The organism is Ruegeria sp. R14_0 (genome assembly GCF_017743975.1).
Taxonomy (GTDB): domain Bacteria; phylum Pseudomonadota; class Alphaproteobacteria; order Rhodobacterales; family Rhodobacteraceae; genus Ruegeria.
Genome location: NZ_JAGHRC010000001.1, coordinates 901219 through 926971 on the forward strand (window position 1 = coordinate 901219; position 25753 = coordinate 926971).

Below are 25753 nucleotides of genomic sequence, written 5' to 3' on the forward strand. Positions count from 1 at the left end.
CATATGCACAATCATTCCCGCGCGTTTTCTGGGCTTATTTCGGGAAAATTCTGATCTGAAAACCACAAAGTTGGACCGTGCTCGACTGTCGATACGGTTCTGTTTGGGTTTGGGGGCTTTCAGGCGGGGTAACCCCCGCCTGATTGGGCGTTTCAGGATGGCTTGCATAGCCGCATTGAGATGGGTTTGTCAGTTAACAACACATGTTCCGCGCTCATTGCGGCTGTTCGCACCGGTGGCCCGGATGGCCAGCGAGCCGCTTGTTGCGTCGACCGTGTAACCCACGCTACCGCCCTGGGCGAGTTGCAGGAACTCATGAGCGCCGAGCCCTTTGAAAACATGAAGTTCCGACACCTCGCCGTTGATGGTCACGGTGCCCTTGGACTCGCCCTCGATCCGTTTCAGTGTGATCTTGGTCGGCGTGGTCAAAGGGCTGCATTTCCCGGACTTGCAAATTTCTTCAATCTGACACTCGTAAACATACTCAGCCCCCGGTGTTTTCTGCGTTGTGGCCTGCGCAGCAGCGGGCAGGATCAAGGCAGCAAGAGCGGCCAGATATTTCATTGAGATTCTCCTAAAGGATGTTGGCCGAAAGATCGGTCCGATTGCAGAAGAACCAGCCTTGGATGGGTCCGGTTTCGTCGCCTGACTAGGTTGGGAAAATGGCGAGAATTGATCCTTCCGGGGTCAGAATTCTGAAGTGGAAAATTTCTTTTTCGCGACGCGCATCGGTAATGTGTATTGAAAATGCAGGTAAAATTTTGGATCCGCTTGGTGATTTGAGCAGATGGTCGCGCGCAGTCGCCTTAATTCAGCCACATTTCGCGACCCCATCCTGTAACGTCCGACCGTTTCAGCTACCTTGGAATTGTAACATCCAGAATCGTTTACGTCGGGGATTGTTCGCAACACAGGGGCATCGGGTTGCCGGCGGCCTCACGCAACCTCAAGATGAAGTGAAACGCGCCAAACACCGGTTTGATCCTGGGTGAATTTGCCTAACTTTTCTGAGCGGCCCGCAGTTTTCTGCAGTGCCCAGACCAAAGAATACGGGCCGCCGAACAACGGTCCACGGAATAGGAAGGCAAGACATGAAATACACGGTGACGATGCTTTTGGCGCTGGCAACGCCCGGGCTCGCAGCAGCTCAGAGCGATCCGCTGAACGGTGCAGATTTCGTTGTGAACTGTATCTCGGACAGCACCGGCGGATCGGTAACGCTTGCGCGGTCGGGGGCCACGGACAAAGGCTTTATTGTCACCGACGAGATCAAGGGTGAGGCCACGATCATCTCGGGGCTGAATTCACTGACCTTCCTGCATATCATGGACAAGGATGTCGTAACCTTTGTGGTCGACTTCGAGGACCGCAACTACGACATGTCAATCAAAGGTCCGCATGCCGCGCAGGACTTTGGGTCTTGCGGCGAGCCAATCGGGTAATTCGGTGAGTTGGGGGGATTATCCCCCCAAAAAGCTTTTCCGTACTTCGGGATCCGCCAATAGCTCTTTACCCGTACCGGTGTATGCGTTGCGTCCCTGAACAAGCACATAGCCTTTATCAGCGATCTCAAGCGCCTGGCGGGCATTTTGTTCGACCATCAGGATCGGAAGGCCGGTGCGGGACACTTCGATAATCCGGTCAAAAAGTTCATCCATAACGATGGGCGAAACACCGGCGGTTGGTTCGTCCAGCATCAAGACCTTGGGCTGGGTCATCAGCGCGCGGCCCACGGCGACCTGTTGACGCTGGCCACCCGATAGCTCTCCGGCGGGTTGGTTCCGCTTGTCACGCAGGATGGGGAACAGGTCATAGACCTGCTCCATCGTTTCGCTGATGTCATCGCGGCGGATGAAGGCTCCCATCTCGAGGTTTTCTTCAACCGTCATCGACGTGAAGATGTTCGAGGTCTGCGGCACAAAGCCCATACCGCGGATCACCCGATCCTGCGGGGTAAGGTTGGTGATGTCCTCGCCATCCAGCCGCACTGCGCCCGAGCGGACATCAAGCATGCCGAACACGGCTTTCATTGCGGTCGATTTGCCGGCACCGTTCGGGCCGACGATCACTGCAATCTCACCCTTGTCGACGGCAATTGTGCAATCGTGCAGGATGTCTGGCCCTTTGCCATAACCACCAGTCATGGTGTCGCCGATCAGAAACGGGCCGCCATCGACCTTGTGCGTGTCGCCGCTTTTTGTATGAGCGGGCGTCATGGTGCCAACCCCGTGGGTATTGGTGATCGAGGCATCCTTGTTGCCCTTGTCATCCTGATAGGGATTGTCGCTCATGCGCCGGCCTCCAGCTTGTCTTTGTTCTTTAGGCCGGTGCCCAGATAGGCTTCGATCACGTGTTCATTGGCTTTGATCTCGTCCAAGGTACCCTCTGCCAGCACTTTACCCTCGGCCATACAGATGACCGGGTCGCAGATCTTGCCGATGAAATCCATGTCATGCTCGATAACGACGAAAGTATATCCTCGTTCCTTGTTCAGGCGCAGGATCGTGTCGGCGATGGTCATCAGCAAGGTGCGGTTCACACCTGCGCCGACCTCATCCAGAAAAACGATCTTGGCGTCGACCATCATGGTCCGCCCCAGTTCCAGCAGCTTTTTCTGACCGCCCGAGACCTGACCGGCCTTGTGATCAGCCAGATGTTCGATGGTCAGAAACTCCAGTACTTCATCGGCCTTTGCCCTAAGAGCACGTTCTTCATCGGCGATGCGCTTGCGACCGAACCAGGTGTTCCACAGCGACTCGCCGGACTGCGCGCCGGGGACCATCATCAGGTTCTCGCGGCAGCTCATCGACGAAAACTCGTGCGCAATTTGGAAGGTTCGAAGCAGTCCCTTGTGAAACAGATCGTGCGGCGGCAAGCCGGTGATTTCTTCACCATCCATGAAAACTCGACCGCTGGTCGGCGGCAGAACGCCCGCGATCACGTTGAACAGAGTGGTTTTGCCCGCTCCATTTGGCCCGATCAGGCCAGTGATGGACCCTTTTTGGATTTCCAGCGAGGCCCCATCCACCGCGTGAAACCCGCCGAAATGCTTGTGCACGTCCTCGACGACGATCATCTTTTCCCCTAGCCACCGTTACCGGTGTTTCTGCTTCCTCGAACCGAAAAGGTGAGGTGCGGCCTTTTTTCATTGAAACAGCCCGGACACAAGGCCCGGGCTGCTTGAATTTATGGCGTTTAGCGCCGGATCAACGGAAGTTGACGGTCTTGTTCTCGCCGTCGGTCACTTCGATCTCGCGGTAGGAACCCGCGCTTTCACCGGGGCCGATCAGCTCAACACCCGATGCTCCGACATAGTCGATGTCCTGACCTGCAGCCAGCAGTTCCAGACCCTTGGCCAGTTCACCCGGATAGATCTTTTCGCCGGGTTCGTTGGCAACATCCATGATCTTGGCACCGTATTCCGCCGGGTTGGTCGAACCCGCGGCCTGCATAGCCAGCATGAACAGGGCCGCCGCGTCATAGGATTCAGGCGAATAGGGCGACGAGCCGTCAAAGCCCGCAGCTTCGGCCATGGCAAAGTACTTTTCAGCACCTTCACCACCCGAACCGGCGATCTGACCAAACGAACCGTTCAGGTCGGGACCGACGTTCGCAGGCAGCGAGTCACCGATCATGCCGCCAGGCAGACCGAAGGTGTCGAATGCACCGCTGTCCAGCGAGGACTGGATGATGCCCAGACCACCTTGGTCCAGATAGCCTGCCACGACCAGAATGTCGCCACCGGCCGAGGCTAGCGCGCCAACTTCGGCCGAATAGTCGGCCTTGCCGTCTTCGTGCGCGGCAACGATGGTCACTTCACCACCGGCTGCTTCGAACGAGGACTGGATCGCGTCCGCCAGACCCTTGCCGTAGTCGTTGTTGGTGTAGGTCAGCGCGATCGAGTTGATGCCGCGGTCCTGCAGGATGTCAGCCATAACCTGACCTTCGCGCGCGTCCGACGGTGCGGTGCGGAAGAACAGGCCGTTGTCTTCCATGGTCGACAGGCCGGGCGAGGTTGCCGACGGCGAGATCATCACCATGCCGTTCGGAATCGCGACGTTTTGCAGGATCGCGCCGGTGACGCCCGAGCAGTCGCCGCCGATGATGCCCGCAACGCCGTCCGCGATCATGCGTTCACCGTTCGAGGTGGCCAGACCGTTGTCGATGCAGCCGGTGTCGGCGCGCGATGCGGTAACGGTCGAGCCGTCCAGCAGTTTGCCGGACTCGGTGACTTCGGCCATCGCCAGTTCCGCGCCGGACCCCATGGCGGGCGCCAGCGATTCAATCGGGCCGGTGAAGCCAAACAGAACGCCCAGAGTGACATCTTCGGCCAGCGCCGGACCAGCCAGCAGAGCGGATGCTGCAGTTGCTGTAAGCAGCTTTTTCATATGGTTACTCCCTTATTGGAACGTATTCGTTCTGGGCAAGACCCTAGGCAAGCTGTCTGGAAAAGAAAAGTCCTAACGCAAATGTGTTTTTGCCAGAAACAATCCTATTTGTTCTTATGTACTTGTCGCTGATTTTCGGAAATGGAGATTGTAATGCTGCGGGCAGTTGCGATTCTGGTCTTGTCGATTTTTGGCGGTCCAATTTATGCAGACACTCTGCAAACTTCGGCGGGTCCGGTGCGCGTGACCGCTGTCGTTCAGGGGTTGGACACGCCATGGGCCATCGGAATTCTGCCGGGTGGTGGCCTTTTGGTCACCGAACGCGACGGAGATCTTCTTTTTGTGTCGCAAGGCAAAGCGACGCGTGTGAGCGGCGTGCCCAAGGTGGAGGTGAACGGGCAGGGAGGTTTGCTGGATGTCACGGTGGCGCGGGATTTTGCGCAATCGCGCGAAGTGTTTTTGACCTTTTCCAAGCCGCAGAGTGGAGGAGCCGGAACAGCGGTGGCCGTTGCACGGCTTTCTGACAGCGGCGCGCAACTGGAAAATGTGCGCGTCATCTTCGAGGCCGTTCCTGGCGGTTCGACCGGCCGTCACTTCGGTTCGCGCGTGGTCGAGGCGCAGGACGGCACTTTGTTTGTGACGATAGGCGATCGGGGGGATCGTCCGACAGCACAGGACCGATCGAACCATATGGGTACCGTGATCCGCATCAACCGCGATGGCTCGGTACCTGCTGACAATCCGTTCGTAGGGCAGGCGGATATCCGGCCCGAGATCTGGTCGTATGGGCATCGAAACCCTCAGGGCGCGGGCCTCGACCGGCAGGGGCGTTTGTGGATTTCAGAACACGGCGCAAGTGGCGGTGATGAGGTTAATCTGGTTCGAGCGGGCCGAAACTATGGCTGGCCGGTGATCTCTTACGGTGTTCACTACTCGGGCCAAAAGATCGGCGAGGGCACGTCGAAACCGGGAATGGAACAACCTGAATTCTATTGGGACCCGTCCATCGCTCCTTCGGGGTTGTTGGTCTATTCCGGCAAGCTTTGGCCGGAATGGCGCGGTGATATCTTTGTCGGATCTCTCAAATTCGATTACATCGCACGCCTTGAGGGTTCGCCGCTGCGCGAGGTCGAACAGATCAAAGGCCCGGAAACCGAACGTGTCCGGGACATCGTCGAAGCCCCCGACGGCTCGATCTGGTTTATTTCAGTGGGTCAGGGCGCCGTTTACCAAATGATCCCGTCGGGTTAGACAGATAAGCGTCCGCTTTGCGCGCCACGCTCGCGATAGGGCGTAGTGTTGTAGTGCGCCCGGTAGCATTTCGAAAAATGGCTGGGTGAGGCAAAACCGCAAGCCAGCGCAACATTGATGACGCTCATATCCGTCTGCATCAGCAGGTTGCGCGCTTTGTGCAGGCGCAGCTCCATGTAGTAGCGCTTGGGTGAGCGGCTGAGATACCGACGAAACAGGCGTTCCAGCTGACGCGTGGACATGCCGACATCCTTGGCCAGAATCGAAGGCGAGATCGGCTCTTCGATGTTTTTCTCCATCATCAGGATGACCTGGCTGAGCTTTGGGTGCCGCACCCCGATCCGGGTCGGCGTCGACAGTCGCTGCGTATCCTGGTCGGTGCGAATCGATGAATAGATCATCTGATCCGCCACGGCGTTGGCCAGATCTTCACCATAATCGTCGGCAATGATCTTCAGCATCAGGTCGATGGACGAGGTGCCGCCCGCTGTGGTCATGCGGTTGCCGTCAATCTGAAAGACGGATTTGGTCAGCTCGACTTCGTCAAACTCTTCGATGAAACTGTCCGAGTTTTCCCAGTGGATCGTGGCGCGCTTGCCGTCCAGCAATCCTGCCTTTGCCAAGGTGTAAGCTGCCGTGCACAGCCCGCCGATGCGCAGACCGCGCCGCGCCTCACGCCGGACCCAGTTCAGAACGCGTTTGGTTGTTGCCAACTGAACGTCTACGCCGCCGCAGATCAGCACAACGTCATCGCGCTGTAACTCGTTCAGATCAGAATCCAACTTGAACGTGGTCCCGGCCGAGCAGCTCATCATATCGCCGCCTTCTCCGGCCAACGTCCACGAATAAAGCGGTTTGTCCGCCATGCGGTTGGCAATTCTCAGGCTGTCCAGTGCCGAGGCAAAAGACAGCAGGGAAAACTTGTCCAAAAGGACAAAGACGAAATGGTGAGGATTGGCCTCAGTGCCTTCCACTGTGACAACTTGGCGTTGCTCTTGCATGGCTTGGTGTCCTTGATTCGGCGCCGTGTTCCGTGGCGTCCGGCGTCGTTATTGCCAGCCACCATGACCAAAGCTTGTTTCCCCCGTCAAGAGGCGCAAAAGGATATGGTCAGTCTTCATATCATTTTGTATAGAGACGACCTGATTACTTCAGCGGAGATCAAAGCTATGACCGAATGGCAAAAAACGAACTGGCGCAACAAGCCCCGGGTTCAGATGCCAGATTATACCGACGCGGCCGCGCTGGCCAAAGTCGAGGCTCAGCTTTCACAGTATCCCCCGCTGGTCTTTGCGGGCGAAGCACGGCGTCTCAAGCAACATCTGGGTGCCGCCGGTCGCGGCGAGGCCTTCCTGTTGCAGGGCGGGGATTGTGCTGAAAGCTTTGAACAATTCAGTGCGGATGCGATCCGGGACACGTTCAAGGTAATGCTGCAGATGGCGATGGTTTTGACCTATGGCGCCAAGGTGCCGGTGGTCAAAGTGGGCCGCATGGCCGGCCAGTTTGCCAAACCACGCAGTGCCCCGACCGAGGTGGTGGATGGCGTCGAGCTGCCCAGTTATCGCGGTGACATCATCAACGAACTGGCCTTCACACCCGAAGCGCGCATTCCGAATCCCGGTAAGATGCTGCAGGCCTACACGCAGGCTGCTGCGACGCTGAACCTTCTGCGCGCCTTTTCGACCGGTGGTTTCGCCGATATGAGCATGGTGCATTCGTGGACGCTTGGCTTCACGGATGAACAGGACGTTCAGAAATACTCGGAAATCGCGGACCGTATTCAGGACACCATTGATTTCATGGGGGCTGCTGGCATTACGGCTGACACCACCCATGAATTCTCGACCGTGGAGTTCTACACCAGCCACGAAGGTCTGCTGCTGGAATATGAAGAGGCGCTGACCCGCCTTGATTCGACCTCTGGCAACTGGCTTGCCGGGTCCGGTCACATGATCTGGATCGGCGACCGGACGCGTCAGCCGGACGGGGCTCATGTCGAATTCTGCCGTGGCGTGCTGAACCCGATTGGTCTGAAATGTGGTCCGACCACGACGGCAGAGGACCTCAAGGTTCTGATGTCCAAGCTGAACCCGGAAAACGAAGAGGGTCGCCTGACCCTGATCGCGCGTTTCGGTGCAGGCAAAGCCGGTGAGCATCTGCCGCGTCTGGTCAAGGCCGTGAAAGAAGAAGGTGCCAAAGTCACTTGGGTCTGCGATCCGATGCATGGCAACACGATCAAGTCGGCAACCGGGTACAAAACCCGCCCGTTCGACTCGGTCCTGCGCGAAGTGCGCGATTTCTTTGGTGTACATCAGTCAGAAGGCACCATCCCCGGTGGCGTGCATTTCGAGATGACCGGTCTGGACGTCACCGAATGCACCGGCGGTGTTCGTGCGGTGACCGAAGAGGACCTGTCTGATCGCTACCACACCGCTTGCGACCCGCGCCTGAACGCGTCGCAATCGCTGGAGCTTGCTTTCCTTGTTGCCGAAGAGCTGACAAACCTGCGCCGCAACGGCAGCAAGCGCGCAGCCAGCTAAGTTTTTTTCGAAAGAAATGAAAAGGCGGGCTGAAATGGCCCGCCTTTTTCTTTGCTTAATCGTCCCGCGAGACAACCAACCGCAGATGTGAGCGGGGACGTTCAAACCGTTCTTGTTCCTCGGCAAACCCGGTCTCAAGAATTTGCGGTTGTGATTGTGGCGTCTGAACCTCTGACACCGGGCGAAGGTTGTCTTCGGAAAGTGCAAAGCGCCGCGGCGTTGCGCCTATTGCACCATCGCTGACCATAACGCCGAGAATGCGGCTGACGTCGCCCAGATCGCTTCGGAGCGGTAACAGGATCATCCGAGCCTGTAGCTGAACGCGTCCCATACGACCCGCAGAGGTCAGGTTCAAATGGGCAATCGCCGGTTGGGCAAAGACCTGTTCCGAGATCTCTTTGACCCGATCCCGCGCGCTGGCTTCGAAAAAGGCGGTCAGAGGCATGCCACGCACCTCCATCCCGGCCAGCTTGTTCAAATGGCTGCCCGCAAGACGAAATCGCGTCAGTCCGGGGGCAATACGTTCCAAAACAAACGTGTATTCCAGGATGTTCTCAAGCCCGCGCGGGTCAATTTGTGACCGCATGGGAACGCGGTCACCGGTCAGAAGTGCGGTCCAATAGGCCTCGGCCTGTCGGATGGGCGAAAGGCTGCGCCCGCTGTCTAAACGATCCATTGCGACGATCTTCCCAAAACTTGACCCGAAACCGTTCACGAAAATGGTTTTCATTACTATCACCCTGGCGTCTATCGACCGTCATTTTCCTAAAATGCGAACGACTGGGGACCTCTGACAGAGACCAGCGTGCGCAGGTGTAAGATTGACGCGGGTTGATTCAATTTTGGAGCAAATCTTTAACGAATGGTTAACGACTGGCGAACAAAGCCAAAGTCAGCAAACTCTTGCCCTAACCGCGCAGTTCGCATTAGGTGCGCCCAGCAAACTGAAACGGGCAGCTATTGAAAGGGCAGGCATGATAAAATCCATGACCGGTTTCGCCTCGGGTAAAGGGGTGTTTGGACCTCATAGCTGGACGTGGGAGCTGCGCAGTGTCAACGGCAAGGGCCTGGACATGCGTTTGCGTGTGCCGGAATGGCTGACCGGGCTTGAGGCGGCGCTGCGCGCTGAAATGTCAAAGCAACTAAGCCGGGGCAACGTGACGCTGTCGCTGCGCCTGAGCCGGGATGAATCCCAACCCGACCTCGTCCTGAACGAAGCCGCAATGGGAGCTGTTCTCGAGGCCGTGGCCCGCACGCAAGAGATGGCCATTGCCCGCGATGTGACGCTGGCACCCTCGTCGGCGGCAGATCTGGTCGCGCTTAAGGGAATGTTGGATGCGGGCAGCGAAGTCGATGATCCCGGCCCGTTGGTGGCGCAGTTGACGACCGAATTCGCAGGTTTGTTGGCCGACTTTATCGAAATGCGCCAGACCGAAGGCCGGGCATTGGCCGCAATTCTGCAAGAACAGCTTGGTCAGGTTGCGACCCTGACCGCCCAAGCCGCAGACTTGGCTGAACAGCGCAAAGACAAGATGGCCGAGGCATTGCGGGACAACTTGGCCCGCGTGATGGACAATGCCCAAGGGGCCGATCCTGATCGCGTCGCACAGGAACTGGCGCTGATTGCCGTCAAGGCGGATATCACAGAAGAGATCGACCGCCTGAAAGCGCATGTTGTGGCGGCACGTGATTTGCTGGCGCAGGATGCACCGGTTGGGCGCAAGCTGGATTTCCTGATGCAGGAATTCAATCGCGAGGCAAACACGCTGTGTTCAAAGGCGCAAAGCGCGGACCTGACGGCAGTTGGCCTTGAGTTGAAGGCCGTAATAGATCAGATGCGCGAGCAAGTGCAGAACGTAGAATAACCACAGGAGCACGCAAATGGCGGATCGACGCGGTCTTTTAATCATTCTGTCCTCGCCTTCGGGGGCGGGTAAATCGACCCTGGCCAAGCGGCTGATGCAGTGGGATTCCGATTTAGAGTTCTCGGTCTCGGCCACCACGCGTGCGCCACGCCCGGGCGAAGAACATGGTCGCGAGTATTACTTTCTGAGCGAGGATGAGTTCCGTCAGCAAGTCTCTGAAGGCCAGATGCTGGAGCACGCGCATGTGTTCGGCAATTTCTACGGCTCGCCCGCAGGTCCGGTGCGCGACTCGATCAACGCCGGGCGTGACGTCCTTTTTGACGTGGACTGGCAGGGCGAAGTGCAGATCCGTAACTCGGACCTTGGTAAGCACGCGCTGTCGATCTTTATCTTGCCGCCGTCCATCCCCGAACTGCGCCGCAGGCTGGAAAGCCGCGGGCAGGATAGCGAAGACGTCATCGCCAAGCGCATGCTGAAAAGCTGGGATGAGATCAGCCACTGGGGCTATTACGACTATGTGCTGATAAATGACGATTTGGATGCGACCGAGGAAAAGCTGAAAACCATCGTCAGCGCCGAGCGTATGCGCCGTATCCAGCAACCCACGTTGCAACAGCATGTCCGAACCCTGCAGAATGAATTCGAAGGTACGTCATGACGATCTATGCTTTGGGTGAACACGCACCGCAAATCCACGAAGACACTTGGGTCGCGCCGGACGCCAATCTGATCGGCAAAGTGGTGCTGGAACAGGGGGCCTCGGTCTGGTTCGGCTGCACAATCCGCGCGGACCACGAAGAAATTCGCGTGGGCGAAGGCAGCAACGTGCAGGAAAACTGCGTCATGCATATTGATGCCGGGTTCCCTCTGACTATTGGCAAGAACTGCACCATTGGTCACAAGGTCATGCTGCATGGTTGCACGATTGGAGAGAACACTCTGATCGGGATGGGTGCCATTGTTCTGAACGGGGCGAAGATCGGTAAGAACTGTCTGATCGGGGCAGGGGCCTTGATCACGGAAGGTAAAGAGATCCCTGATAACTCTCTGGTCATGGGCTCACCGGGCAAGGTGGTGCGGGAATTGGATGAAGCGGCGGCGCAAAAGATCACGTTCAGCGCGCTGCATTATCAGCAGAACATGCGCAAGTTTCGCGAAACTTTGACATCCCTGCCTTAGGTCGTCCGCAAATCTGTCGAAAGTGTCTGAAATGCCCCAAGATCTGCTTGCCGAAATGATCTCGGCCGTTCCCATGCCTGCACTCATGGTGGATCAGACCGAACGGATCATCGCTGCCAATACGGACGCCAAGACGCTATTGGGCCAAAACATCGAAGGTCGCCACTATGCGACCATTCTGCGCCAGCCGCAGGTCATCGACGCGATGGAACAGAGCTTGCGCACAAAAGGCCCTGCCAAAACCCGGCATTTGGCCAATGATGGTGCCCAGGATACGGCGTTCGAGGTTCAGTGCCGGTATATGAAGGGTGTAGGTGCAGTAGAGGGCGGTGCGGTCATGGCCGTGTTTCAGGATGTGACCCATCTAGAGCAGGCAAGCCAGATGCGTCGGGATTTTGTCGCCAATGTCAGCCATGAGTTGCGCACGCCGTTGACCGCTTTGATGGGGTTCATCGAAACACTGCGCGGTCCGGCGCGGGACGATGTCGCCGCGCGTGAGCGGTTCCTGCAGATCATGACGGATGAGGCCAACCGTATGAACCGGCTGGTGGGCGATCTGCTGTCGCTGAACCGTGTCGAAAGCGAAGAGCGGGTCCGGCCGAAAGAACAGGTCGAGCTGATAGGGTTATTGCAGTCCACGTTGAACTCTCTGCGACCACTGGCCGAGAATGCCAGCGTCACCCTCACGCTGGATGCGCCGTCCGAACCGATTACGTTGACCGGTGACAGCGACCTGTTGCGTCAGGTTTTTACCAACCTGATCGAAAACGCGATCAAGTATGGCGGTAGCGGCGGCGTTGTGGATGTACGGTTGACCTCATCCGAACGGGACACCGCGATGCGAGGCCCGGCCGTGCGTGTACAGATTTGTGACAAGGGACCGGGAATCGATGCCGTTCATCTGCCGCGTTTGACCGAGCGATTCTATCGCGCGGACAGCCATAGGTCGCGCGAGCTGGGTGGAACCGGGCTTGGCCTGGCAATCGTGAAGCATATCGTTAACCGCCACCGTGGTCGGTTGCGCGTGGAAAGCGATTTGGGCAAGGGCTCTGTTTTCACAGTAATTCTGCCACGTTGATGTGTACGTTTTCCAAGTGGCCGCTGTTCGGTGGGATCAACTTTACGCATCGTCAAGTTAAGAAACCCTAAGTAAATCGTGACTTGTCATAAAGCTGTTACATACCTGTCACAAAAGGCTTACGCACGGCACTTAGGGGTGCCCGCAGGATCATCATGGGGGTGATCACAATCAAACTTTTCAGGGAGACTGAAATGTCCTTTGTAAAACTGTCGGCTTCTGCGCTGGCTATCGCTGCTGTTTCGGCCACCACCGCCGCTGCTCGTGACAACGTTCAAGTCGCAGGTTCGTCGACCGTTCTGCCTTATGCTTCGATCGTCGCAGAACTGTTCGGTGAAAACACTGACTTCCCGACACCGGTTGTTGAATCGGGTGGTTCGTCCGCTGGCCTCAAGCGCTTCTGCGAAGGCGTTGGCGAGAACACCATCGACGTTGCAAACGCATCGCGCGCAATCCGCGAAAAAGAAATCAAAGCCTGTGCCGAAAACGGCGTGACCGACATCATGGAAGTCCGCATCGGTTATGACGGCATCGTCTTCGCAAGCCAGCAGTCCGGCCCCGCCTTCAACGCGTTCGAGCCGTCGGACATCTTCAACGCTCTGGGCGCAAAAGTTCTGAAAGACGGCGAAGTCGTCGACAACCCCTACAACACCTGGGCCGAATTCAACGCGGATCTGCCCGACGTTGAGATCGCTGGCTTTATCCCCGGCACCAAGCACGGCACCCGTGAAGTGTTTGAAGAAAAAGTTCTGCTGATCGGCTGTGAAGCAACCGGCGCCATGGAAGCCATGATCGCTGGCGGCATGAGCGAAGACGACGCAGAAGACGCATGCCTGAACGTGCGTACAGACGGTAAGTCGGTCGACATCGACGGTGACTACACCGAAACTCTGGCGCGTATCGACACCAACCCGAACGGCATCGGCGTCTTTGGTCTGGCGTTCTACGAAAACAACACCGACAAGCTGAAAGTCGCGACCATGTCGGGTATCGCACCGTCGACCGAGACCATCTCGACCGGTGAGTACCCTGTTTCGCGTCCGCTGTTCTTCTACGTGAAGAAAGCCCACATCGGCGTGATCCCTGGCCTGAAAGAATACGCTCAGTTCTTCACTGCTGACGAAATCGCTGGTCCTTCGAGCCCGCTGGCCAACTACGGCCTCGTTGCTGACCCTGAGCTGGCAAAAACTCAGGAAGCGATTGCCAACGAAGTGACCATGGGCTCGGGCAGCTAATCTTGGCTATCTACGACTTGCAGGGGGCGGCCATTTTGGTCGCCCCTGTGCTGCTTTGAACTTTCAATCGAGACCAGTGAGGGTGTCATGCCAATTCTTTGGCTCTTTCTGATCGTCGCCGCAATTTCGGTGATCGGTTATGCAATGGGGCGGTCCCGTGCGCTGCAAAGCGCGGGCGGAGACATACGTGGCTTGCATTCGCTGCCGAACTTCTACGGTGCGAATGTTATGCTGAAAACCGTGGTGCCTGCCTTTGGTCTTTTGATCATCTGGCTGCTGGTGCAGCCTCTCTACGTCGATTCCCAGGTGTCCGGCTTGATCCCGGATACAGCGATCAAGGAAGGCTCCTCGCGCAGCCTGGTCATGGCCGAGGTTCGCCGGGCAGCTTCCGGTTTGGACGCTGCGGTTTCTCAGGGTCAGTTGCCAGCTTCGGTCGCCCGTGATCCGAACGCGGACGTCGCTGTCGTAACGCAAGGTCTGAAAGACGCGGGTCAGGTCGTCACCTCCGAGATCACGCAGCCCATTCTGAATGCGGCCCAAAGCTATACGAGCATGAACGCCGTCGGTTACAGCGTCATGTCTGTCGTGGTGATCCTGCTGGCATTGGCCGGAGCAGCGATTGGGTGGTGGCAAACCCACGCAGATTACCGCGCGCGCAATGTGGTAGAGCAGGGCGTCCGCGTCCTTTTGCTAGCCGCCGCCTCGATTGCCATTCTGACCACGATCGGCATCGTCCTTTCGTTGGTGTTCAACACGTGGGAGTTCTTCAAACTCTACCCCGCGTCCGACTTCTTTTTCGGTACCACATGGTCGCCCAGCTTCTCTGGTCGTGGCGGCTCGTCCGAGCTTGGCATCATCCCGCTGCTGTGGGGCACGTTCTACATCTCGATCGTTGCCCTTCTGGTCGCCGTTCCGATTGGCCTGTTCGCTGCGATCTACCTCAGCGAATATGCGTCGCCACGGGTTCGTGCCTTTGCCAAGCCGCTGCTTGAGGTTCTGGCTGGTATCCCCACCATCGTCTACGGTCTGTTCGCGCTGCTGACAGTTGGCCCGCTGCTGCTGGACGTGTTCGGCGACAATGGTTTGGGCTGGATGAAGGCCGGTACCGCTGTGATGACAGCGGGTCTGGTCATGGGCATCATGCTGATCCCGTTTGTGTCGTCCTTGTCGGATGACATCATCAACGCGGTGCCGCAGGCCATGCGTGACGGGTCTTATGGCCTTGGCGCCACGCAGTCCGAGACCATCCGTCAGGTGGTTCTGCCTGCGGCCCTGCCGGGTATCGTCGGTGCGATCCTGCTGGCGGCCTCGCGCGCCATCGGGGAAACCATGATCGTGGTCTTGGGCGCTGGTGCTGCTGCACGGCTCAGCCTTAACCCGTTTGAGGCCATGACAACGGTGACCGCCAAGATCGTCAGCCAGCTGACCGGCGACGCGGATTTTGCGTCCCCCGAAGCGCTGGTTGCGTTCGCGCTCGGCATGACCCTTTTCATCCTAACGCTGGGGCTGAACGTGTTCGCCCTTTACATCGTGCGTAAGTACCGGGAGCAGTACGAATGACCGACGCCAGCATGCAAACCCCCGAGACGGGCCGTCGCGGCACATCGCTCACGGCGACGGATGAGCGGACACGCAAGCGGGCGCGGGCTGAGAAGCGCTTTCGCCTGTATGGCATCATCGCCATCGCAACCGGTCTGTTCTTTCTGGTCGTACTCTTCGCGTCGATCCTGCGAGAGGGCATCCCGGCCTTCACCCGCACCGTTGTGAGCGTTGAGTTCACGTTGACGCCGGAACAACGCGAAGAGGCAGAGGGTACACTGTTTAAAACGAAGGCCTATTCTGACCTGTTCATCGCTCAATTGAACAAAGAACTGGCCGAAAGCGGTATCAGTGTCGACTTTGACGAAGCTGCGATCGAGCGTCTTTTGGGTAAAGTCGGGGGCACGATCCGAGCGTTCTACACCGAAAACCCGGATAGGCTGGGTGAGCCGATCGAATTTGATCTGGCGGCCTCCAGTCGTGTTGACGGCTATTTCAAGGGCCGCGTGTCGCGCGATACGCTGCAGGACAGCCGTTTCCTGCAGTTGAGCGACCTTGATCTGGTCGACGCGCTGAAAGAGGCGGGGATCATCAAGCAAGCCTTCAACTGGCCCTTCATCACCGGCGCGGATTCCGGCGTGGACAACCCCGGCGGAGCGGGTATCGGTGCCTCGGTCGTGGGTTCGTTCTTCATGATGCTGGTGGTTCTGGTCTTGTCGCTGCCCATCGGTGTGGCCGCCTCGATCTATCTGGAAGAGTTCGCACCGCAGAACAAGTTTACCGACCTGATCGAGGTGAATATCTCGAACCTCGCGGCGGTTCCGTCCATCGTGTTCGGTATTCTGGGTCTGGCGGTCTTTATCCAGTTCATGCACCTGCCGCAATCAGCGCCGCTGGTCGGTGGTCTGGTGTTGACGCTGATGACGCTGCCTACGATCATCATTTCGACCCGCGCGTCGTTGAAGGCGGTTCCGCCGTCGATCCGAGATGCCGCACTTGGGGTAGGGGCCTCGAAAATGCAGGCCGTGTTCCACCATGTGCTGCCGCTGGCCGCGCCGGGTATCCTGACCGGAACCATCATCGGTCTCGCTCAGGCCTTGGGTGAAACCGCGCCGCTGCTGCTGATCGGAATGGTGGGCTTTGTTGCCCGCGGTTACCCCGACGGCTTCCTGGCCGGCTTTACCGAGCCAAACTCGGCCATGCCCGCTCAGATCTATACCTGGGCCGCACGGGCGGACGTTGGCTTCTATGAAAAAGCCTGGGGCGGAATTATCATCCTTCTGATGTTCCTGCTGACCATGAATATCATCGCAATCATCCTGCGCCGCCGCTTTGAACGCCGCTGGTAAGGAAGGGCACTACAATGAACGACATGTCGCGAGTGGAGAGACAAGTGGACACCAATGAAATCAAGCTGGAGTGCCGTGACTGCCAAGTGTACTACGGTGACACCCACGCCATCAAAGATGTGAATGTCGATATCGAAGATAAGACAGTCACCGCATTCATCGGACCTTCGGGGTGCGGTAAATCCACTTTCTTGCGGTGTCTGAACCGGATGAACGACACGATCGACGTCGCGCGCGTCATGGGGTCGTTCAAGCTGGACGGCGAAGATATCTATGACAAGCGCGTCGACCCGGTGCAGCTGCGCGCCAAGGTGGGCATGGTGTTCCAAAAGCCGAACCCGTTCCCCAAGTCGATCTACGACAATGTGGCCTATGGGCCGCGCATCCACGGCTTGGCCAAGAACAAGGCGGAACTTGATGAGATCGTTGAGAAATCCCTGCGCCGCGGTGCAATCTGGGATGAGGTCAAAGACCGCTTGGACGCTCCGGGCACCGGCCTGTCAGGCGGTCAGCAGCAACGTTTGTGCATCGCTCGCGCTGTCGCAACCGAGCCTGAGGTCCTGCTGATGGACGAGCCGTGCTCGGCGCTTGACCCGATCGCGACCGCTCAGGTCGAGGAACTGATCGACGAGTTGCGCTCGCGCTATTCGGTGGTGATCGTCACGCACTCGATGCAGCAGGCTGCGCGGGTTAGCCAGAAGACAGCATTTTTTCATTTAGGTAACTTGGTTGAATTTGGTGAAACCGGGCAGATCTTCACCAACCCCGAAGATCCCCGCACGGAAAGCTACATCACCGGCCGTATTGGCTGAGGACAGGTATTTGAACATGAGCGAACAACATATTGCATCCGTATTCGACCGCGATCTCGAGGCGATACAGGCCCATATCATGAAAATGGGCGGTCTGGTCGAGGCCGCAATCATGGGAGCCGCCCGGTCGCTGGAAACTCGGGACGAAGAATTGGCACAAGAGGTTCGTCAGGGCGACAAGGCCATTGATGCCCTGGAAGAGCTGATCGACGAAGAGACCGCGCGCCTGATTGCCTTGCGCGCACCGACAGCCAGCGATCTGCGCCTTGTGCTTTCGGTCTTGAAGGTCTCTGGCAACCTTGAGCGGATCGGTGATTATTCGAAAAACATCGCCAAACGCACCACGGTTCTGGTCAACGCTGGTGAGATCAACGGAAGCGCCGCCGCGCTGCGCCGTATGGCGCGCGAGGTTGAGCGTATGCTGCGCGACGCACTGGACGCCTACATCCAGCGCGATGCCGAACTGGCGACCGATGTGATCAACCGAGACGAAGAAGTCGACCAGATGTACAATGGTCTGTTTCGCGAATTCCTGACCTTTATGGCCGAGGATCCGCGCAACATCTCATCCTGTATGCACCTGCATTTCATCGCCAAGAACATCGAGCGAATGGGCGACCACGTGACCGCGATTGCAGAACAGGTTGTGTATCTTGTGACCGGTGAACGCCCGGCCGAGGCGCGGCCAAAGGCCGATATCACCTCGCAATCCGTATAGGAGTAACTGGGTATGTCGGCTGATCAACCTACAGTTCTGGTGGTCGAAGATGAACTGGCCCAGCGCGAAGTGCTGGCCTACAACCTTGAGGCAGAAGGGTTTCGCGTTTCCAAAGCGGGCAGCGGTGACGAGGCGTTGCTGCTGGTGGATGAAGACAGTCCCGACATCATCGTACTGGACTGGATGATGCCTAACCTGAGCGGGATAGAGGTGTGCCGTCGTTTGAAGACACGGCCTGATACACGCTCGATCCCGATCATCATGCTCTCGGCCCGTTCCGAAGAAGTCGACAAGGTGCGCGGGTTAGAGACCGGGGCGGATGACTACGTCGTCAAGCCATACTCGGTTGTGGAACTGATGGCCCGCGTTCGTACACAGCTGCGCCGTGTGCGTCCGGCAACGGTTGGTATCCGGTTGGAATTCGATGACATCATCCTGGATTCCGAGACCCACAAGGTCAGCCGCGACAGCAAGCCGTTGAAACTGGGCCCGACCGAGTTTCGTCTGCTGAGCACGTTCATGGAGAAACCTGGCCGTGTCTGGAGCCGCGAACAGTTGCTGGATCGGGTTTGGGGCCGCGACATCTATGTCGATACCAGAACAGTTGACGTACACATCGGCCGCTTGCGCAAGGCGCTGACACAGCATGGCGGCGAAGACCCGGTGCGCACGGTACGCGGCGCGGGCTACGCCTTGGGGTGATACAATCAGGGCAGGGCGGTCGCGCCCTGGTCTATGCGGTTTACTCATAGTTCAATGCGAAACTCTGACTGTTTTTTGCGGTGTCTGCAGGTTACCTTGCGGAAAAGCTGATTGAGCGGAGAAGCAAGATGAACGCCCCGAACACAAAACCAACTTTGCGCGCCAAAGATGCACCAGACATGGGCGCTTTTTCATGGGATGATCCGTTCCGTCTGGCGGATCAGCTCAGCGAAGACGAGCGTATGATCGCCGCCAGCGCGCAGGCCTATGCGCAGGAAAAGCTGCAGCCGCGCGTTTTGGAAGCCTTTCAGAACGAAGAAACCGATCCGGAAATCTTCCGCGAAATGGGCGATATGGGTCTGCTGGGCACCACAATTCCCGAAGAATATGGCGGCCTGGGCGCGGGCTATGTGTCATACGGTTTGGTCGCACGTGAGGTCGAGCGTGTGGATTCGGGCTATCGTTCGATGATGTCGGTGCAAAGCTCACTGGTGATGTATCCCATCTATGCCTATGGCAGCGAAGAACAGCGCCGAAAGTACCTACCAAAACTGGCCAGTGGCGAGTGGATCGGTTGCTTTGGCCTAACAGAACCTGATGCGGGCTCGGATCCTGCGGGCATGAAAACCCGTGCCGAGAAAATTGACGGTGGTTACCGTTTGACCGGCAGCAAGATGTGGATCTCGAACTCTCCGATTGCTGATGTGTTTATCGTTTGGGCCAAGTCCGATGCCCATGACGGCAAGATCCGCGGCTTTGTTCTGGACAAAGGTCTCAAAGGTCTGAGCGCGCCAAAGATTCAAAACAAGATGAGCCTGCGCGCCTCGATCACCGGCGAAATCGTTCTGGACGGCGTCGAAGTGGACGAGGGCGCATTGTTGCCGCATGTCCAAGGTCTCAAAGGTCCGTTCGGCTGTCTGAACCGCGCGCGCTATGGGATCAGCTGGGGCGTCATGGGGGCCGCGGAATGCTGTTGGCACGGTGCACGGCAATACGGCTTGGATCGCAAGCAGTTCAACAAGCCTCTGGCGCAGACGCAGCTGTTCCAGCGAAAGCTGGCGGATATGCAAACCGAAATCGCCTTGGGTCTGCAAGCCAGCTTGCGCGTCGGACGTTTGATGGATGAAGCCGAAGCCGCGCCCGAGATGATCTCGATCGTCAAACGCAACAACTGTGGCAAGGCGCTGGATATCGCGCGGATGACACGTGACATGCACGGCGGCAATGGCATCTCGCTGGAATTCCAGGTGATCCGCCATATGGTAAACTTGGAAACCGTCAATACCTATGAAGGGACACACGATGTGCATGCGTTGATCCTGGGGCGTGCCCAGACTGGTTTGCAGGCCTTCTACTAGGATATTTCAATTATCGTGTAATCGGTATTATGGTAAATAAACGGCATTGCGCGATTGGGGCTTTCCTCATATCGCCAATGCCTTAGGATCCTTTCCTGAACGTGTCTTACGGAGGTTTGGATGCACCTGAATGGAAAAACTGTCGTTGTAACCGGCGCCGCGAATGGCATTGGTAAAGGTTTGGCCATCCGCTTTGCACACGAAGGTGCGACTGTTGTTTGCGCCGATATCGACGCCGCTGCCGCTCAGTCCGTTGCAAAGGAAATTGGCGGACATGCGTTTACCTGCGACGTTGCGGATGAAGACAGCATCCAAGCTCTGATCAATCACGTTGAGGATGAGATCGCACCAATCGATCTGTTCTGTGCCAACGCGGGTATTCTGACACTTGGCGGCTTGGATGTGCCGGACGAAGACTGGGACCGGATCTGGAAGATCAACGTTATGTCGCATGTCTGGACCGCGCGGCATCTGGTGCCACGCATGATCTCACGCGGTGGCGGTTACATCATGACGACGGCCTCCGCCGCCGGATTGCTCAACCAGCCTGGTGCAGCGCCTTATGGCGTCACGAAACACGCGGCTGTTGGGTTTGCCGAGTGGCTGTCGTTGACCTATGGCCACAAGGGTCTGCGCGTTTCTGTTTTGTGTCCGCAGGCTGTCCGGTCAGAAATGACACGTGGCCACGAGGACTCGGTTGCGTCTATCGACGGGATGCTGGAACCCGAAGATGTGGCTCAGGCCTGCGTCGATGGAATAGAAGCTGAGCAGTTTCTAATCCTGCCGCACGGTCAGGTGCTGGATTACATCCGGCACAAGGCTGGTGATTATGATCGCTGGTTGGGCGGAATGATGAAGTTAAATCAGGCGTTTATCGAGGATGTTTAAGGTTTGCGTTGCGCTTTGCGCATCAGGCCTTCCTGTGTGACGGACGCGACCAAAGTGCCATCCTGCGCGTAGATCGATCCCCGGTTAAAGTTCCGCCCTCGCCCGCTCCACGGTGAATCCATCGAATACATGTGCCAGTTTTCAAAATGGATCGGCGCGTGGAACCACATCGCGTGGTCCAGACTGGCCGCGTTGACTTCGCCCGTGAACCAGCTGAGCCCGTGCGGCCGCATGCCTGACCCCATCAGATACATGTCTGAGGCATATGTCAGCAAAAGCTGTTGCGTGGCGGCGTCCGCTCCGACTGCACCGGGCATGCGGAACCAGACCTGATTTCGGTCGTCGGACTTTTCCGGTTTAAACGGATCAAGATGACTGGCCTCACGCACCTCGATCGGGCGTTCGCGGGTCAGTTCCATGCGCAGTTTCTCTGGCAACAACGGAGCGTATTTTTCACGCAATTCCGTTCGAGACGGATAGCTCTCTGGCGCCTCAATCTGTGGCATCTGGTGATGATGGTCCCAGCCTTCGTCCTGAATATGAAAGGATGCGGATAGGTTCAGTATCTGTTTGCCGTGCTGGATGGCGACGACGCGTCTAGTCGTGAAAGAACCTCCATCTCGCGCTCTATCCACTTGATAAATAACCGGAATGGATGGGTCTCCTGGCCGAATGAAATAGGCATGCAGAGAATGGCACATGCGATCCTCAACCGTTCGATACGCTGCCGCCAAAGCTTGGGAAACCACTTGCCCGCCAAAAATCCGGGTTGGCGTCTCGCCCCCCGACCCTGTGCCACGGAACAAATCCACTTCGAGTCTTTCCAGGTCCAAAAGGTCAAGAAGGACACGTTCAGCTTCGGTCATTGGCGAGTCTCCGGTTGGCTACGGGCAAGGCGTATCAGGGTGACGTTTGTCATTCAATCAACGCGCCCAACACAAGCGCCTTGAGTTCGGCCCGTGATGGATAAGAGCTTGACGGAGACAGCTGTGTGAAAAACACGGCGGAAAAATCGTTGGTGCGGTCGATCCAGAAAAAGGTCGACGCCATGCCACCCCAGCTGAAGTCCCCCAGGGACCCGGCTGTTCGCGTTCTGCCGGGGTTCACAACAACGGCACCGGCCAGACTGAAACCCATACCATCCATCGGTTGTTCGGCAAAACTCTGCGGCCCCATCGACGCAATGTCGCCCGGTAAGTGATTGTGCAACATGAAATCTACCGTTTTGGGGCCTAGCAATCGGTTGCCGTTGCCCTGCCCGCGGCTTCGCAACATCTCGGCAAACCTGGCGTAGTCGTCGATCGTGCTGATCAATCCGCCACCGCCCGAGAAGGTGGTCGTGTGTTCAAAGGGCGACTCACCCGCCTGATCCGTCAGGCGCAGCGTATCGTCTCCGGTTTCCGCAGAGTTCAACGCCATCGCATCACCGGCCAATGGGGTGTAGAGCGAGGCAAACCGATCCCCTGCCCCTTTGGGCACTGCAAAGCCGGTTTGGGTCATGCCTAGTGGCTCAAAAATTTCCTGCGCAAAGAACTCTTCCAGCGATTGGCCCGAGACTACTTCGACAACACGGCCCAGAACGTCTGTGGATACCGAATACTCCCAGCGACTGCCGGGCTGAAAGGCCAGCGGCAGGCTCGCCAACGCTTGGATTCGGTCCGTTAACGGCCCTTGATCGGGACCAAAGATGAGGTCCTGCGCGTCCATCGCCTTTGGAAGGACACCGGGGTTGAACGGATAGCTGAAACCGCTGGTATGCGTCAGCAACTGATGCAGTGTCGGAGTTGGAGCGTCCTCGGTCTGATCCAAACGCTCTGCGCCTGGAATCAAGGCTTGCATGGATCCAAATTCCGGCAGAAAATCAGAAAGTTGCGCGTCAAGGTGAAACAAACCGCGCTCGGCCAGCATCATCACCGCGACCGAGGTAATGGGTTTTGTCATCGAATAGATGCGCACCAGGGTATCGCGTTCAAACGGCAGGCCTTGTTCGACGCTTCTGAAGCCACAACTATGAAAAAATGCCTCTGACCCACGCTGAGTTATCAGCAGCGAGCTGCCGGGGTACTTCCGCTCGTCGACATAGCGCTGCATCCAGTCCCGAACGCAGTTCAATCGGTCGGGATCAAAACTCGTCTGGCTGCACATTTTGATTGAACCTCCTCGGGCGATGGTCCAAGCATGGCCGGTGACACACTGAATTAACAGGGTAATTCACATTTTTTTGCGTTTCGAGAGTCGGATGCTGCGCCACACTTCGTGCAACTGTTACACTGAACGCGTTACAGATTCGATTGGTGGTTCAGAGTGCAATTCGTTGATCGCATTATCGGAGGCAGACCATGACGCAGCCCATAGAGTTCATTTTTGACTTCTGCAGCCCCAACGCGTTTTTAGCGCACAAGGTATTGCCCGAACTAACGAAGCGGCACGATCAAACGGTGCGTTACGTGCCGGTTCTGCTGCCGACGGTTTTCAAGGCCACCAACAATCAAAACCCGTTCGAGGCGTTCTCGGAAAACCGCCAAAAGACTGCCTATCTAACCCATGATTTGCACCGCTATGCCAGACGCCGCGGGGTGAGCTTTCACATGAGCCCGCATTTCCCGGTGAACACGAAGTTTGCCATGCGCGGTGCACTTTTTGCGTCCGGTAAAGCTTGGGAATCCAGATATATAGACGCGATATTTGATGCAATCTGGGTGCACGGGCAAAAGGTGGATGAACTGAACGTTCTGATGGACATCCTGCAAGAGAACGAACTGCCCGCCCGCAAGATTCGAGAAGCAATGACTGATGCCGAGATCAAACAGCAACTCAAGGAGCAATCGAAAGCTGCGGTGAAACGTGGTGTTTTTGGGGTGCCCACCATGTTCGCGGGCACCGAGATGTTCTTTGGCAAGAACAGCCTTGCAAACCTCGAACTGGAACTGTCCCAAGCGCCAGCATGAGATGACTAGTCTTTCAGAGCGGCAAGCCCGTGCTGGGCGAAGATCGGAACGTATGCCCCAAACACCTGCGCGCGTTTCGGGTCCGAGGCATTGCCGTCCAGCGCGCGCTTATAAACGCCCTGCAGAATTCCGGCCATTCTGAAGAAGTTGAAGGCCAGATAGAACCCAAAATTATCGATCCCCGGCAATCCTCGGCGCTGTGAATACCGGTCGATAAACTCTTGATCTGACGGCAATCCTAACGCTTGGCGGTCGATGCCGGCCAAACCGCGCCCCTCTTTTCCGGGGGGCAGTTGCCACTGCATGATCACCGCAGCCAGATCTGCATAGGGGTGGCCGATCGTCGACAGTTCCCAATCCAGAACGCCGATGCAGCGTGTCCCGTCCTGTTCAAACATCAGATTGTCGATGCGATAGTCCCCATGCACCAGGGTGCGTTGGCCATCGTCCTCGGGAATGGAGGCCTCGAGCGCCGCGATCAGTTCGTCCATTTCAGGGACGGTTGCGGTCTCGGACGCGCGATACTGTTTGGTCCAGCGCGCGATCTGGCGTTCGAAGTAGTTCCCTGGCGGGCCGTAGTCGGACAGACCGACAGCATCAATGTCAACCTCATGCAGATCGGCCAGAACGCGGTTCATTTCGTCCAGAACCCCGGTTCGGGTGGCCCTGTCGACATCGTCCATCGTGGGTTCCAGAAACACGCGCCCTTCCAGCCGTTCCATCACGTAGAAGGACGAGCCAATGACACTGTCATCTTCGCATAACAAAATCATGCGCGGAACAGGAACGGCACTGTCGGCCAGTGCAGTTTGCACGCGAAATTCCCGATCAACCGCATGCGCAGATTTTAACAACACGCCCGGCGGCTTGCGGCGCAGCACGTAGGTCTTGGTCGGAGTACGCAACTCAAACGTTGGGTTCGATTGGCCGATTGCAAATTTGGTGGCTTCCAGCGGACCCTGATAACCCTTCAGATGCGCGCTGAGGTACGCATCCAATGCGGCGAGATCGAGTTGTGATTTCTTATCTGTTTCAGACATCTAATCGCCACATCCTAAAGTGCTTCGGCAAAGATGTTGCCAGCCGTTACGACATTGATCCCGCCGGAAACAGGGATTACGGCCCCGGTCACATAGCTGCCACCACGCCCACAAAGAAACAACATGCATCCGGCGATGTCATCGTCTCGCCCGACACGGCCCAGCGGCACCGATTTTCCAACCTTGTCACGAGTTCCTTCGTCGCCTGTAGCAAAGGCGGTCATGCGCGAAACGAACGGTCCGGGCGCAAGGGCGTTGACGGTGACATGGTACGGCGCAAGCTCCTTTGCCAGGATCTTGGTCAAGTGCAGCACAGCGGCCTTTGAGGCGGAATAGCTGTAGGCGCCGTCGCCCATCGGAACCTCGCCCATCACCGATCCGATATTGACGACACGCGCAGGGTCATCCGGTGTTCCCGATTTCATCAGCATCGGCAACAGGCGCTGTGTCAGTTCGAACAGGCCTGCGACATTGACCGACATAACCTTTTCCCAAGCGTGATACGGGAACTGTCCCATCGGTGCGCCCCACGTGATGCCGGCATTATTCATCAGGATATCAATGGTATCCGTTCGGCTCTTCACCTCGTCGAGCATGGCCTGAACGCCCTCTTCCGTGCCGACATCGCCGCTGAACCCCTCGGCATGGCCCGGCGCATCCAGCGCGTTTAACTCAGCGGCAACCGCCTCACACGCGTCTCCTTTGCGCGACGCGATCAGGACGCGAGCCCCTGCCCTGACAAGAGCTTCGGCCGCCATCCGGCCAATCCCTGTGGCGCCGCCGGTCACAAGCGCGGTTTTACCCTGCAGTGAGAATAAGGTTTCAGGGGTCATGGTCTGCTCCTCGGTTTTTGTGTGTCGGCG

Annotated in this window: 26 protein-coding genes; 16 read left to right on the plus strand and 10 right to left on the minus strand. The window is 57.5% G+C overall.

What is annotated here, in order from left to right:
• Positions 1-189: 189 nt before the first annotated feature.
• Positions 190-564 (minus strand): hypothetical protein, encoded by a 375-nt coding sequence (locus J7416_RS04390; protein ID WP_209223413.1) that lies wholly within the window; start codon positions 562-564, stop codon positions 190-192.
• 527 nt (positions 565-1091) lie between these two features.
• Here J7416_RS04390 and J7416_RS04395 point away from each other — a divergent pair.
• Complete coding sequence (locus J7416_RS04395) at positions 1092-1442, plus strand: hypothetical protein (RefSeq protein WP_209223414.1); 351 nt, start codon at positions 1092-1094, stop codon at positions 1440-1442.
• An 18-nt stretch (positions 1443-1460) separates the two neighbouring features.
• Here J7416_RS04395 and J7416_RS04400 read toward each other — a convergent pair whose 3' ends face one another.
• The 3 genes from J7416_RS04400 to J7416_RS04410 all read right to left on the minus strand — a co-directional run bounded on the left by J7416_RS04400 (position 1461) and on the right by J7416_RS04410 (position 4388).
• On the minus strand, positions 1461-2291 hold the full coding sequence (locus J7416_RS04400) for an ABC transporter ATP-binding protein (protein ID WP_209223416.1): 831 nt from the start codon (positions 2289-2291) through the stop codon (positions 1461-1463).
• Positions 2288-3076: an ABC transporter ATP-binding protein gene (locus tag J7416_RS04405; RefSeq protein ID WP_170424812.1), complete on the minus strand. Its 789-nt coding sequence runs from the start codon at positions 3074-3076 to the stop codon at positions 2288-2290. The genes J7416_RS04400 and J7416_RS04405 overlap by 4 nt, the downstream gene beginning before the upstream one ends.
• A 130-nt stretch (positions 3077-3206) precedes the next feature.
• A complete protein-coding gene (locus tag J7416_RS04410; RefSeq protein WP_209223418.1) occupies positions 3207-4388 on the minus strand; it encodes an ABC transporter substrate-binding protein in 1182 nt (393 codons plus the stop codon).
• 153 nt (positions 4389-4541) lie between these two features.
• Between J7416_RS04410 and J7416_RS04415 the strand changes: the two genes are divergently transcribed.
• Positions 4542-5639 carry a PQQ-dependent sugar dehydrogenase gene (locus J7416_RS04415; RefSeq protein ID WP_209223420.1) on the plus strand — a complete coding sequence of 366 codons (1098 nt, stop codon included), beginning with the start codon at positions 4542-4544 and terminating at the stop codon, positions 5637-5639.
• Here J7416_RS04415 and J7416_RS04420 read toward each other — a convergent pair.
• Positions 5636-6640, minus strand: a complete 1005-nt coding sequence (locus tag J7416_RS04420; protein ID WP_209223422.1) for a GlxA family transcriptional regulator — start codon at positions 6638-6640, stop codon at positions 5636-5638. The two genes, J7416_RS04415 and J7416_RS04420, sit on opposite strands and share 4 nt — an antisense overlap.
• 168 nt (positions 6641-6808) lie before the next feature.
• Between J7416_RS04420 and J7416_RS04425 the strand changes: the two genes are divergently transcribed.
• Positions 6809-8179 carry a 3-deoxy-7-phosphoheptulonate synthase class II gene (locus J7416_RS04425; RefSeq protein ID WP_209223424.1) on the plus strand — a complete coding sequence of 457 codons (1371 nt, stop codon included), beginning with the start codon at positions 6809-6811 and terminating at the stop codon, positions 8177-8179.
• Between the two features lie 55 nt (positions 8180-8234).
• Here the strand turns inward: J7416_RS04425 and J7416_RS04430 are convergent, their stop codons facing one another.
• On the minus strand, positions 8235-8909 hold the full coding sequence (locus J7416_RS04430; RefSeq protein ID WP_209223426.1) for a PAS domain-containing protein: 675 nt from the start codon (positions 8907-8909) through the stop codon (positions 8235-8237).
• Positions 8910-9153: 244 nt separating this feature from the next.
• Here J7416_RS04430 and J7416_RS04435 point away from each other — a divergent pair, with 244 nt between their 5' ends.
• The 12 genes from J7416_RS04435 (at position 9154) to J7416_RS04490 (ending at position 20902) form a co-directional block, all read left to right on the plus strand.
• Positions 9154-10044 (plus strand): YicC/YloC family endoribonuclease, encoded by an 891-nt coding sequence (locus J7416_RS04435; protein WP_209223428.1) that lies wholly within the window; start codon positions 9154-9156, stop codon positions 10042-10044.
• A 16-nt stretch (positions 10045-10060) separates the two neighbouring features.
• The gene (gmk, locus tag J7416_RS04440; protein WP_209223430.1) at positions 10061-10702 is read left to right on the plus strand and encodes a guanylate kinase; all 642 of its coding nucleotides are present in this window, start codon (positions 10061-10063) and stop codon (positions 10700-10702) included.
• Entirely contained in the window at positions 10699-11223 is a 525-nt protein-coding gene (locus tag J7416_RS04445) for a gamma carbonic anhydrase family protein (protein WP_209223432.1), read from the plus strand. The genes gmk and J7416_RS04445 overlap by 4 nt, the downstream gene beginning before the upstream one ends.
• A gap of 31 nt (positions 11224-11254) precedes the next feature.
• Positions 11255-12301: an ATP-binding protein gene (locus J7416_RS04450; protein ID WP_209223434.1), complete on the plus strand. Its 1047-nt coding sequence runs from the start codon at positions 11255-11257 to the stop codon at positions 12299-12301.
• 194 nt (positions 12302-12495) lie between these two features.
• Positions 12496-13536, plus strand: a complete 1041-nt coding sequence (locus tag J7416_RS04455; protein ID WP_170424842.1) for a substrate-binding domain-containing protein — start codon at positions 12496-12498, stop codon at positions 13534-13536.
• An 87-nt stretch (positions 13537-13623) separates the two neighbouring features.
• Entirely contained in the window at positions 13624-15096 is a 1473-nt protein-coding gene (gene pstC, locus J7416_RS04460) for a phosphate ABC transporter permease subunit PstC (RefSeq protein ID WP_209223436.1), read from the plus strand.
• Positions 15093-16424, plus strand: coding sequence for a phosphate ABC transporter permease PstA (gene pstA / locus J7416_RS04465; RefSeq protein ID WP_209223438.1), 1332 nt, complete (start codon positions 15093-15095; stop codon positions 16422-16424). Before pstC ends, pstA begins: the two co-directional genes overlap by 4 nt.
• Positions 16425-16438: 14 nt before the next feature.
• The gene (gene pstB / locus J7416_RS04470) at positions 16439-17236 is read left to right on the plus strand and encodes a phosphate ABC transporter ATP-binding protein PstB (RefSeq protein WP_209223440.1); all 798 of its coding nucleotides are present in this window, start codon (positions 16439-16441) and stop codon (positions 17234-17236) included.
• Positions 17237-17252: 16 nt separating this feature from the next.
• Complete coding sequence (gene phoU / locus J7416_RS04475) at positions 17253-17954, plus strand: phosphate signaling complex protein PhoU (RefSeq protein ID WP_209223442.1); 702 nt, start codon at positions 17253-17255, stop codon at positions 17952-17954.
• Positions 17955-17966: 12 nt separating this feature from the next.
• Positions 17967-18656, plus strand: a complete 690-nt coding sequence (gene phoB / locus J7416_RS04480; RefSeq protein WP_209223444.1) for a phosphate regulon transcriptional regulator PhoB — start codon at positions 17967-17969, stop codon at positions 18654-18656.
• 128 nt (positions 18657-18784) lie between these two features.
• Positions 18785-20014: an acyl-CoA dehydrogenase gene (locus tag J7416_RS04485; RefSeq protein ID WP_209223446.1), complete on the plus strand. Its 1230-nt coding sequence runs from the start codon at positions 18785-18787 to the stop codon at positions 20012-20014.
• A 120-nt stretch (positions 20015-20134) separates the two neighbouring features.
• Positions 20135-20902 carry an SDR family NAD(P)-dependent oxidoreductase gene (locus J7416_RS04490; RefSeq protein WP_209223448.1) on the plus strand — a complete coding sequence of 256 codons (768 nt, stop codon included), beginning with the start codon at positions 20135-20137 and terminating at the stop codon, positions 20900-20902.
• On the opposite strand, the gene J7416_RS04495 is transcribed toward J7416_RS04490, so the two are convergent.
• Together J7416_RS04495 and J7416_RS04500 are read right to left on the minus strand one after the other, a co-directional pair.
• Entirely contained in the window at positions 20899-21768 is an 870-nt protein-coding gene (locus J7416_RS04495) for an acyl-CoA thioesterase II (RefSeq protein WP_209223450.1), read from the minus strand. The genes J7416_RS04490 and J7416_RS04495 overlap by 4 nt on opposite strands.
• 49 nt (positions 21769-21817) lie before the next feature.
• Positions 21818-23047, minus strand: coding sequence for a serine hydrolase domain-containing protein (locus J7416_RS04500; RefSeq protein WP_209223452.1), 1230 nt, complete (start codon positions 23045-23047; stop codon positions 21818-21820).
• A gap of 194 nt (positions 23048-23241) precedes the next feature.
• Between J7416_RS04500 and J7416_RS04505 the strand changes: the two genes are divergently transcribed.
• Positions 23242-23850: a 2-hydroxychromene-2-carboxylate isomerase gene (locus J7416_RS04505; RefSeq protein WP_209223454.1), complete on the plus strand. Its 609-nt coding sequence runs from the start codon at positions 23242-23244 to the stop codon at positions 23848-23850.
• A 5-nt stretch (positions 23851-23855) separates the two neighbouring features.
• On the opposite strand, the gene J7416_RS04510 is transcribed toward J7416_RS04505, so the two are convergent.
• The gene (locus J7416_RS04510) at positions 23856-24890 is read right to left on the minus strand and encodes a phosphotransferase family protein (protein WP_209223456.1); all 1035 of its coding nucleotides are present in this window, start codon (positions 24888-24890) and stop codon (positions 23856-23858) included.
• 14 nt (positions 24891-24904) lie between these two features.
• Positions 24905-25723: an SDR family oxidoreductase gene (locus J7416_RS04515; RefSeq protein ID WP_209223458.1), complete on the minus strand. Its 819-nt coding sequence runs from the start codon at positions 25721-25723 to the stop codon at positions 24905-24907.
• Positions 25724-25753: the final 30 nt, after the last annotated feature.

Excerpts from the sequence above, each read along its gene's own strand:
- J7416_RS04505 (WP_209223454.1), top strand. The coding sequence starts at position 23,242 with ATGACGCAGCCCATAGAGTTCATTTTTGACTTCTGCAGCCCCAACGCG.
- J7416_RS04400 (WP_209223416.1), bottom strand. The coding sequence starts at position 2,291 with ATGAGCGACAATCCCTATCAGGATGACAAGGGCAACAAGGATGCCTCG.
- J7416_RS04410 (WP_209223418.1), bottom strand. The coding sequence starts at position 4,388 with ATGAAAAAGCTGCTTACAGCAACTGCAGCATCCGCTCTGCTGGCTGGT.
- J7416_RS04500 (WP_209223452.1), bottom strand. The coding sequence starts at position 23,047 with ATGTGCAGCCAGACGAGTTTTGATCCCGACCGATTGAACTGCGTTCGG.
- pstB (WP_209223440.1), top strand. The coding sequence starts at position 16,439 with ATGAACGACATGTCGCGAGTGGAGAGACAAGTGGACACCAATGAAATC.
- J7416_RS04455 (WP_170424842.1), top strand. The coding sequence starts at position 12,496 with ATGTCCTTTGTAAAACTGTCGGCTTCTGCGCTGGCTATCGCTGCTGTT.
- J7416_RS04485 (WP_209223446.1), top strand. The coding sequence starts at position 18,785 with ATGAACGCCCCGAACACAAAACCAACTTTGCGCGCCAAAGATGCACCA.
- gmk (WP_209223430.1), top strand. The coding sequence starts at position 10,061 with ATGGCGGATCGACGCGGTCTTTTAATCATTCTGTCCTCGCCTTCGGGG.
- pstC (WP_209223436.1), top strand. The coding sequence starts at position 13,624 with ATGCCAATTCTTTGGCTCTTTCTGATCGTCGCCGCAATTTCGGTGATC.
- J7416_RS04390 (WP_209223413.1), bottom strand. The coding sequence starts at position 564 with ATGAAATATCTGGCCGCTCTTGCTGCCTTGATCCTGCCCGCTGCTGCG.
- J7416_RS04430 (WP_209223426.1), bottom strand. The coding sequence starts at position 8,909 with ATGAAAACCATTTTCGTGAACGGTTTCGGGTCAAGTTTTGGGAAGATC.
- J7416_RS04490 (WP_209223448.1), top strand. The coding sequence starts at position 20,135 with ATGCACCTGAATGGAAAAACTGTCGTTGTAACCGGCGCCGCGAATGGC.
- J7416_RS04420 (WP_209223422.1), bottom strand. The coding sequence starts at position 6,640 with ATGCAAGAGCAACGCCAAGTTGTCACAGTGGAAGGCACTGAGGCCAAT.
- J7416_RS04425 (WP_209223424.1), top strand. The coding sequence starts at position 6,809 with ATGACCGAATGGCAAAAAACGAACTGGCGCAACAAGCCCCGGGTTCAG.
- J7416_RS04395 (WP_209223414.1), top strand. The coding sequence starts at position 1,092 with ATGAAATACACGGTGACGATGCTTTTGGCGCTGGCAACGCCCGGGCTC.
- J7416_RS04445 (WP_209223432.1), top strand. The coding sequence starts at position 10,699 with ATGACGATCTATGCTTTGGGTGAACACGCACCGCAAATCCACGAAGAC.
- J7416_RS04515 (WP_209223458.1), bottom strand. The coding sequence starts at position 25,723 with ATGACCCCTGAAACCTTATTCTCACTGCAGGGTAAAACCGCGCTTGTG.
- J7416_RS04495 (WP_209223450.1), bottom strand. The coding sequence starts at position 21,768 with ATGACCGAAGCTGAACGTGTCCTTCTTGACCTTTTGGACCTGGAAAGA.
- J7416_RS04415 (WP_209223420.1), top strand. The coding sequence starts at position 4,542 with ATGCTGCGGGCAGTTGCGATTCTGGTCTTGTCGATTTTTGGCGGTCCA.
- pstA (WP_209223438.1), top strand. The coding sequence starts at position 15,093 with ATGACCGACGCCAGCATGCAAACCCCCGAGACGGGCCGTCGCGGCACA.
- phoB (WP_209223444.1), top strand. The coding sequence starts at position 17,967 with ATGTCGGCTGATCAACCTACAGTTCTGGTGGTCGAAGATGAACTGGCC.
- J7416_RS04510 (WP_209223456.1), bottom strand. The coding sequence starts at position 24,890 with ATGTCTGAAACAGATAAGAAATCACAACTCGATCTCGCCGCATTGGAT.
- J7416_RS04435 (WP_209223428.1), top strand. The coding sequence starts at position 9,154 with ATGATAAAATCCATGACCGGTTTCGCCTCGGGTAAAGGGGTGTTTGGA.
- J7416_RS04405 (WP_170424812.1), bottom strand. The coding sequence starts at position 3,076 with ATGATCGTCGTCGAGGACGTGCACAAGCATTTCGGCGGGTTTCACGCG.
- J7416_RS04450 (WP_209223434.1), top strand. The coding sequence starts at position 11,255 with ATGCCCCAAGATCTGCTTGCCGAAATGATCTCGGCCGTTCCCATGCCT.
- phoU (WP_209223442.1), top strand. The coding sequence starts at position 17,253 with ATGAGCGAACAACATATTGCATCCGTATTCGACCGCGATCTCGAGGCG.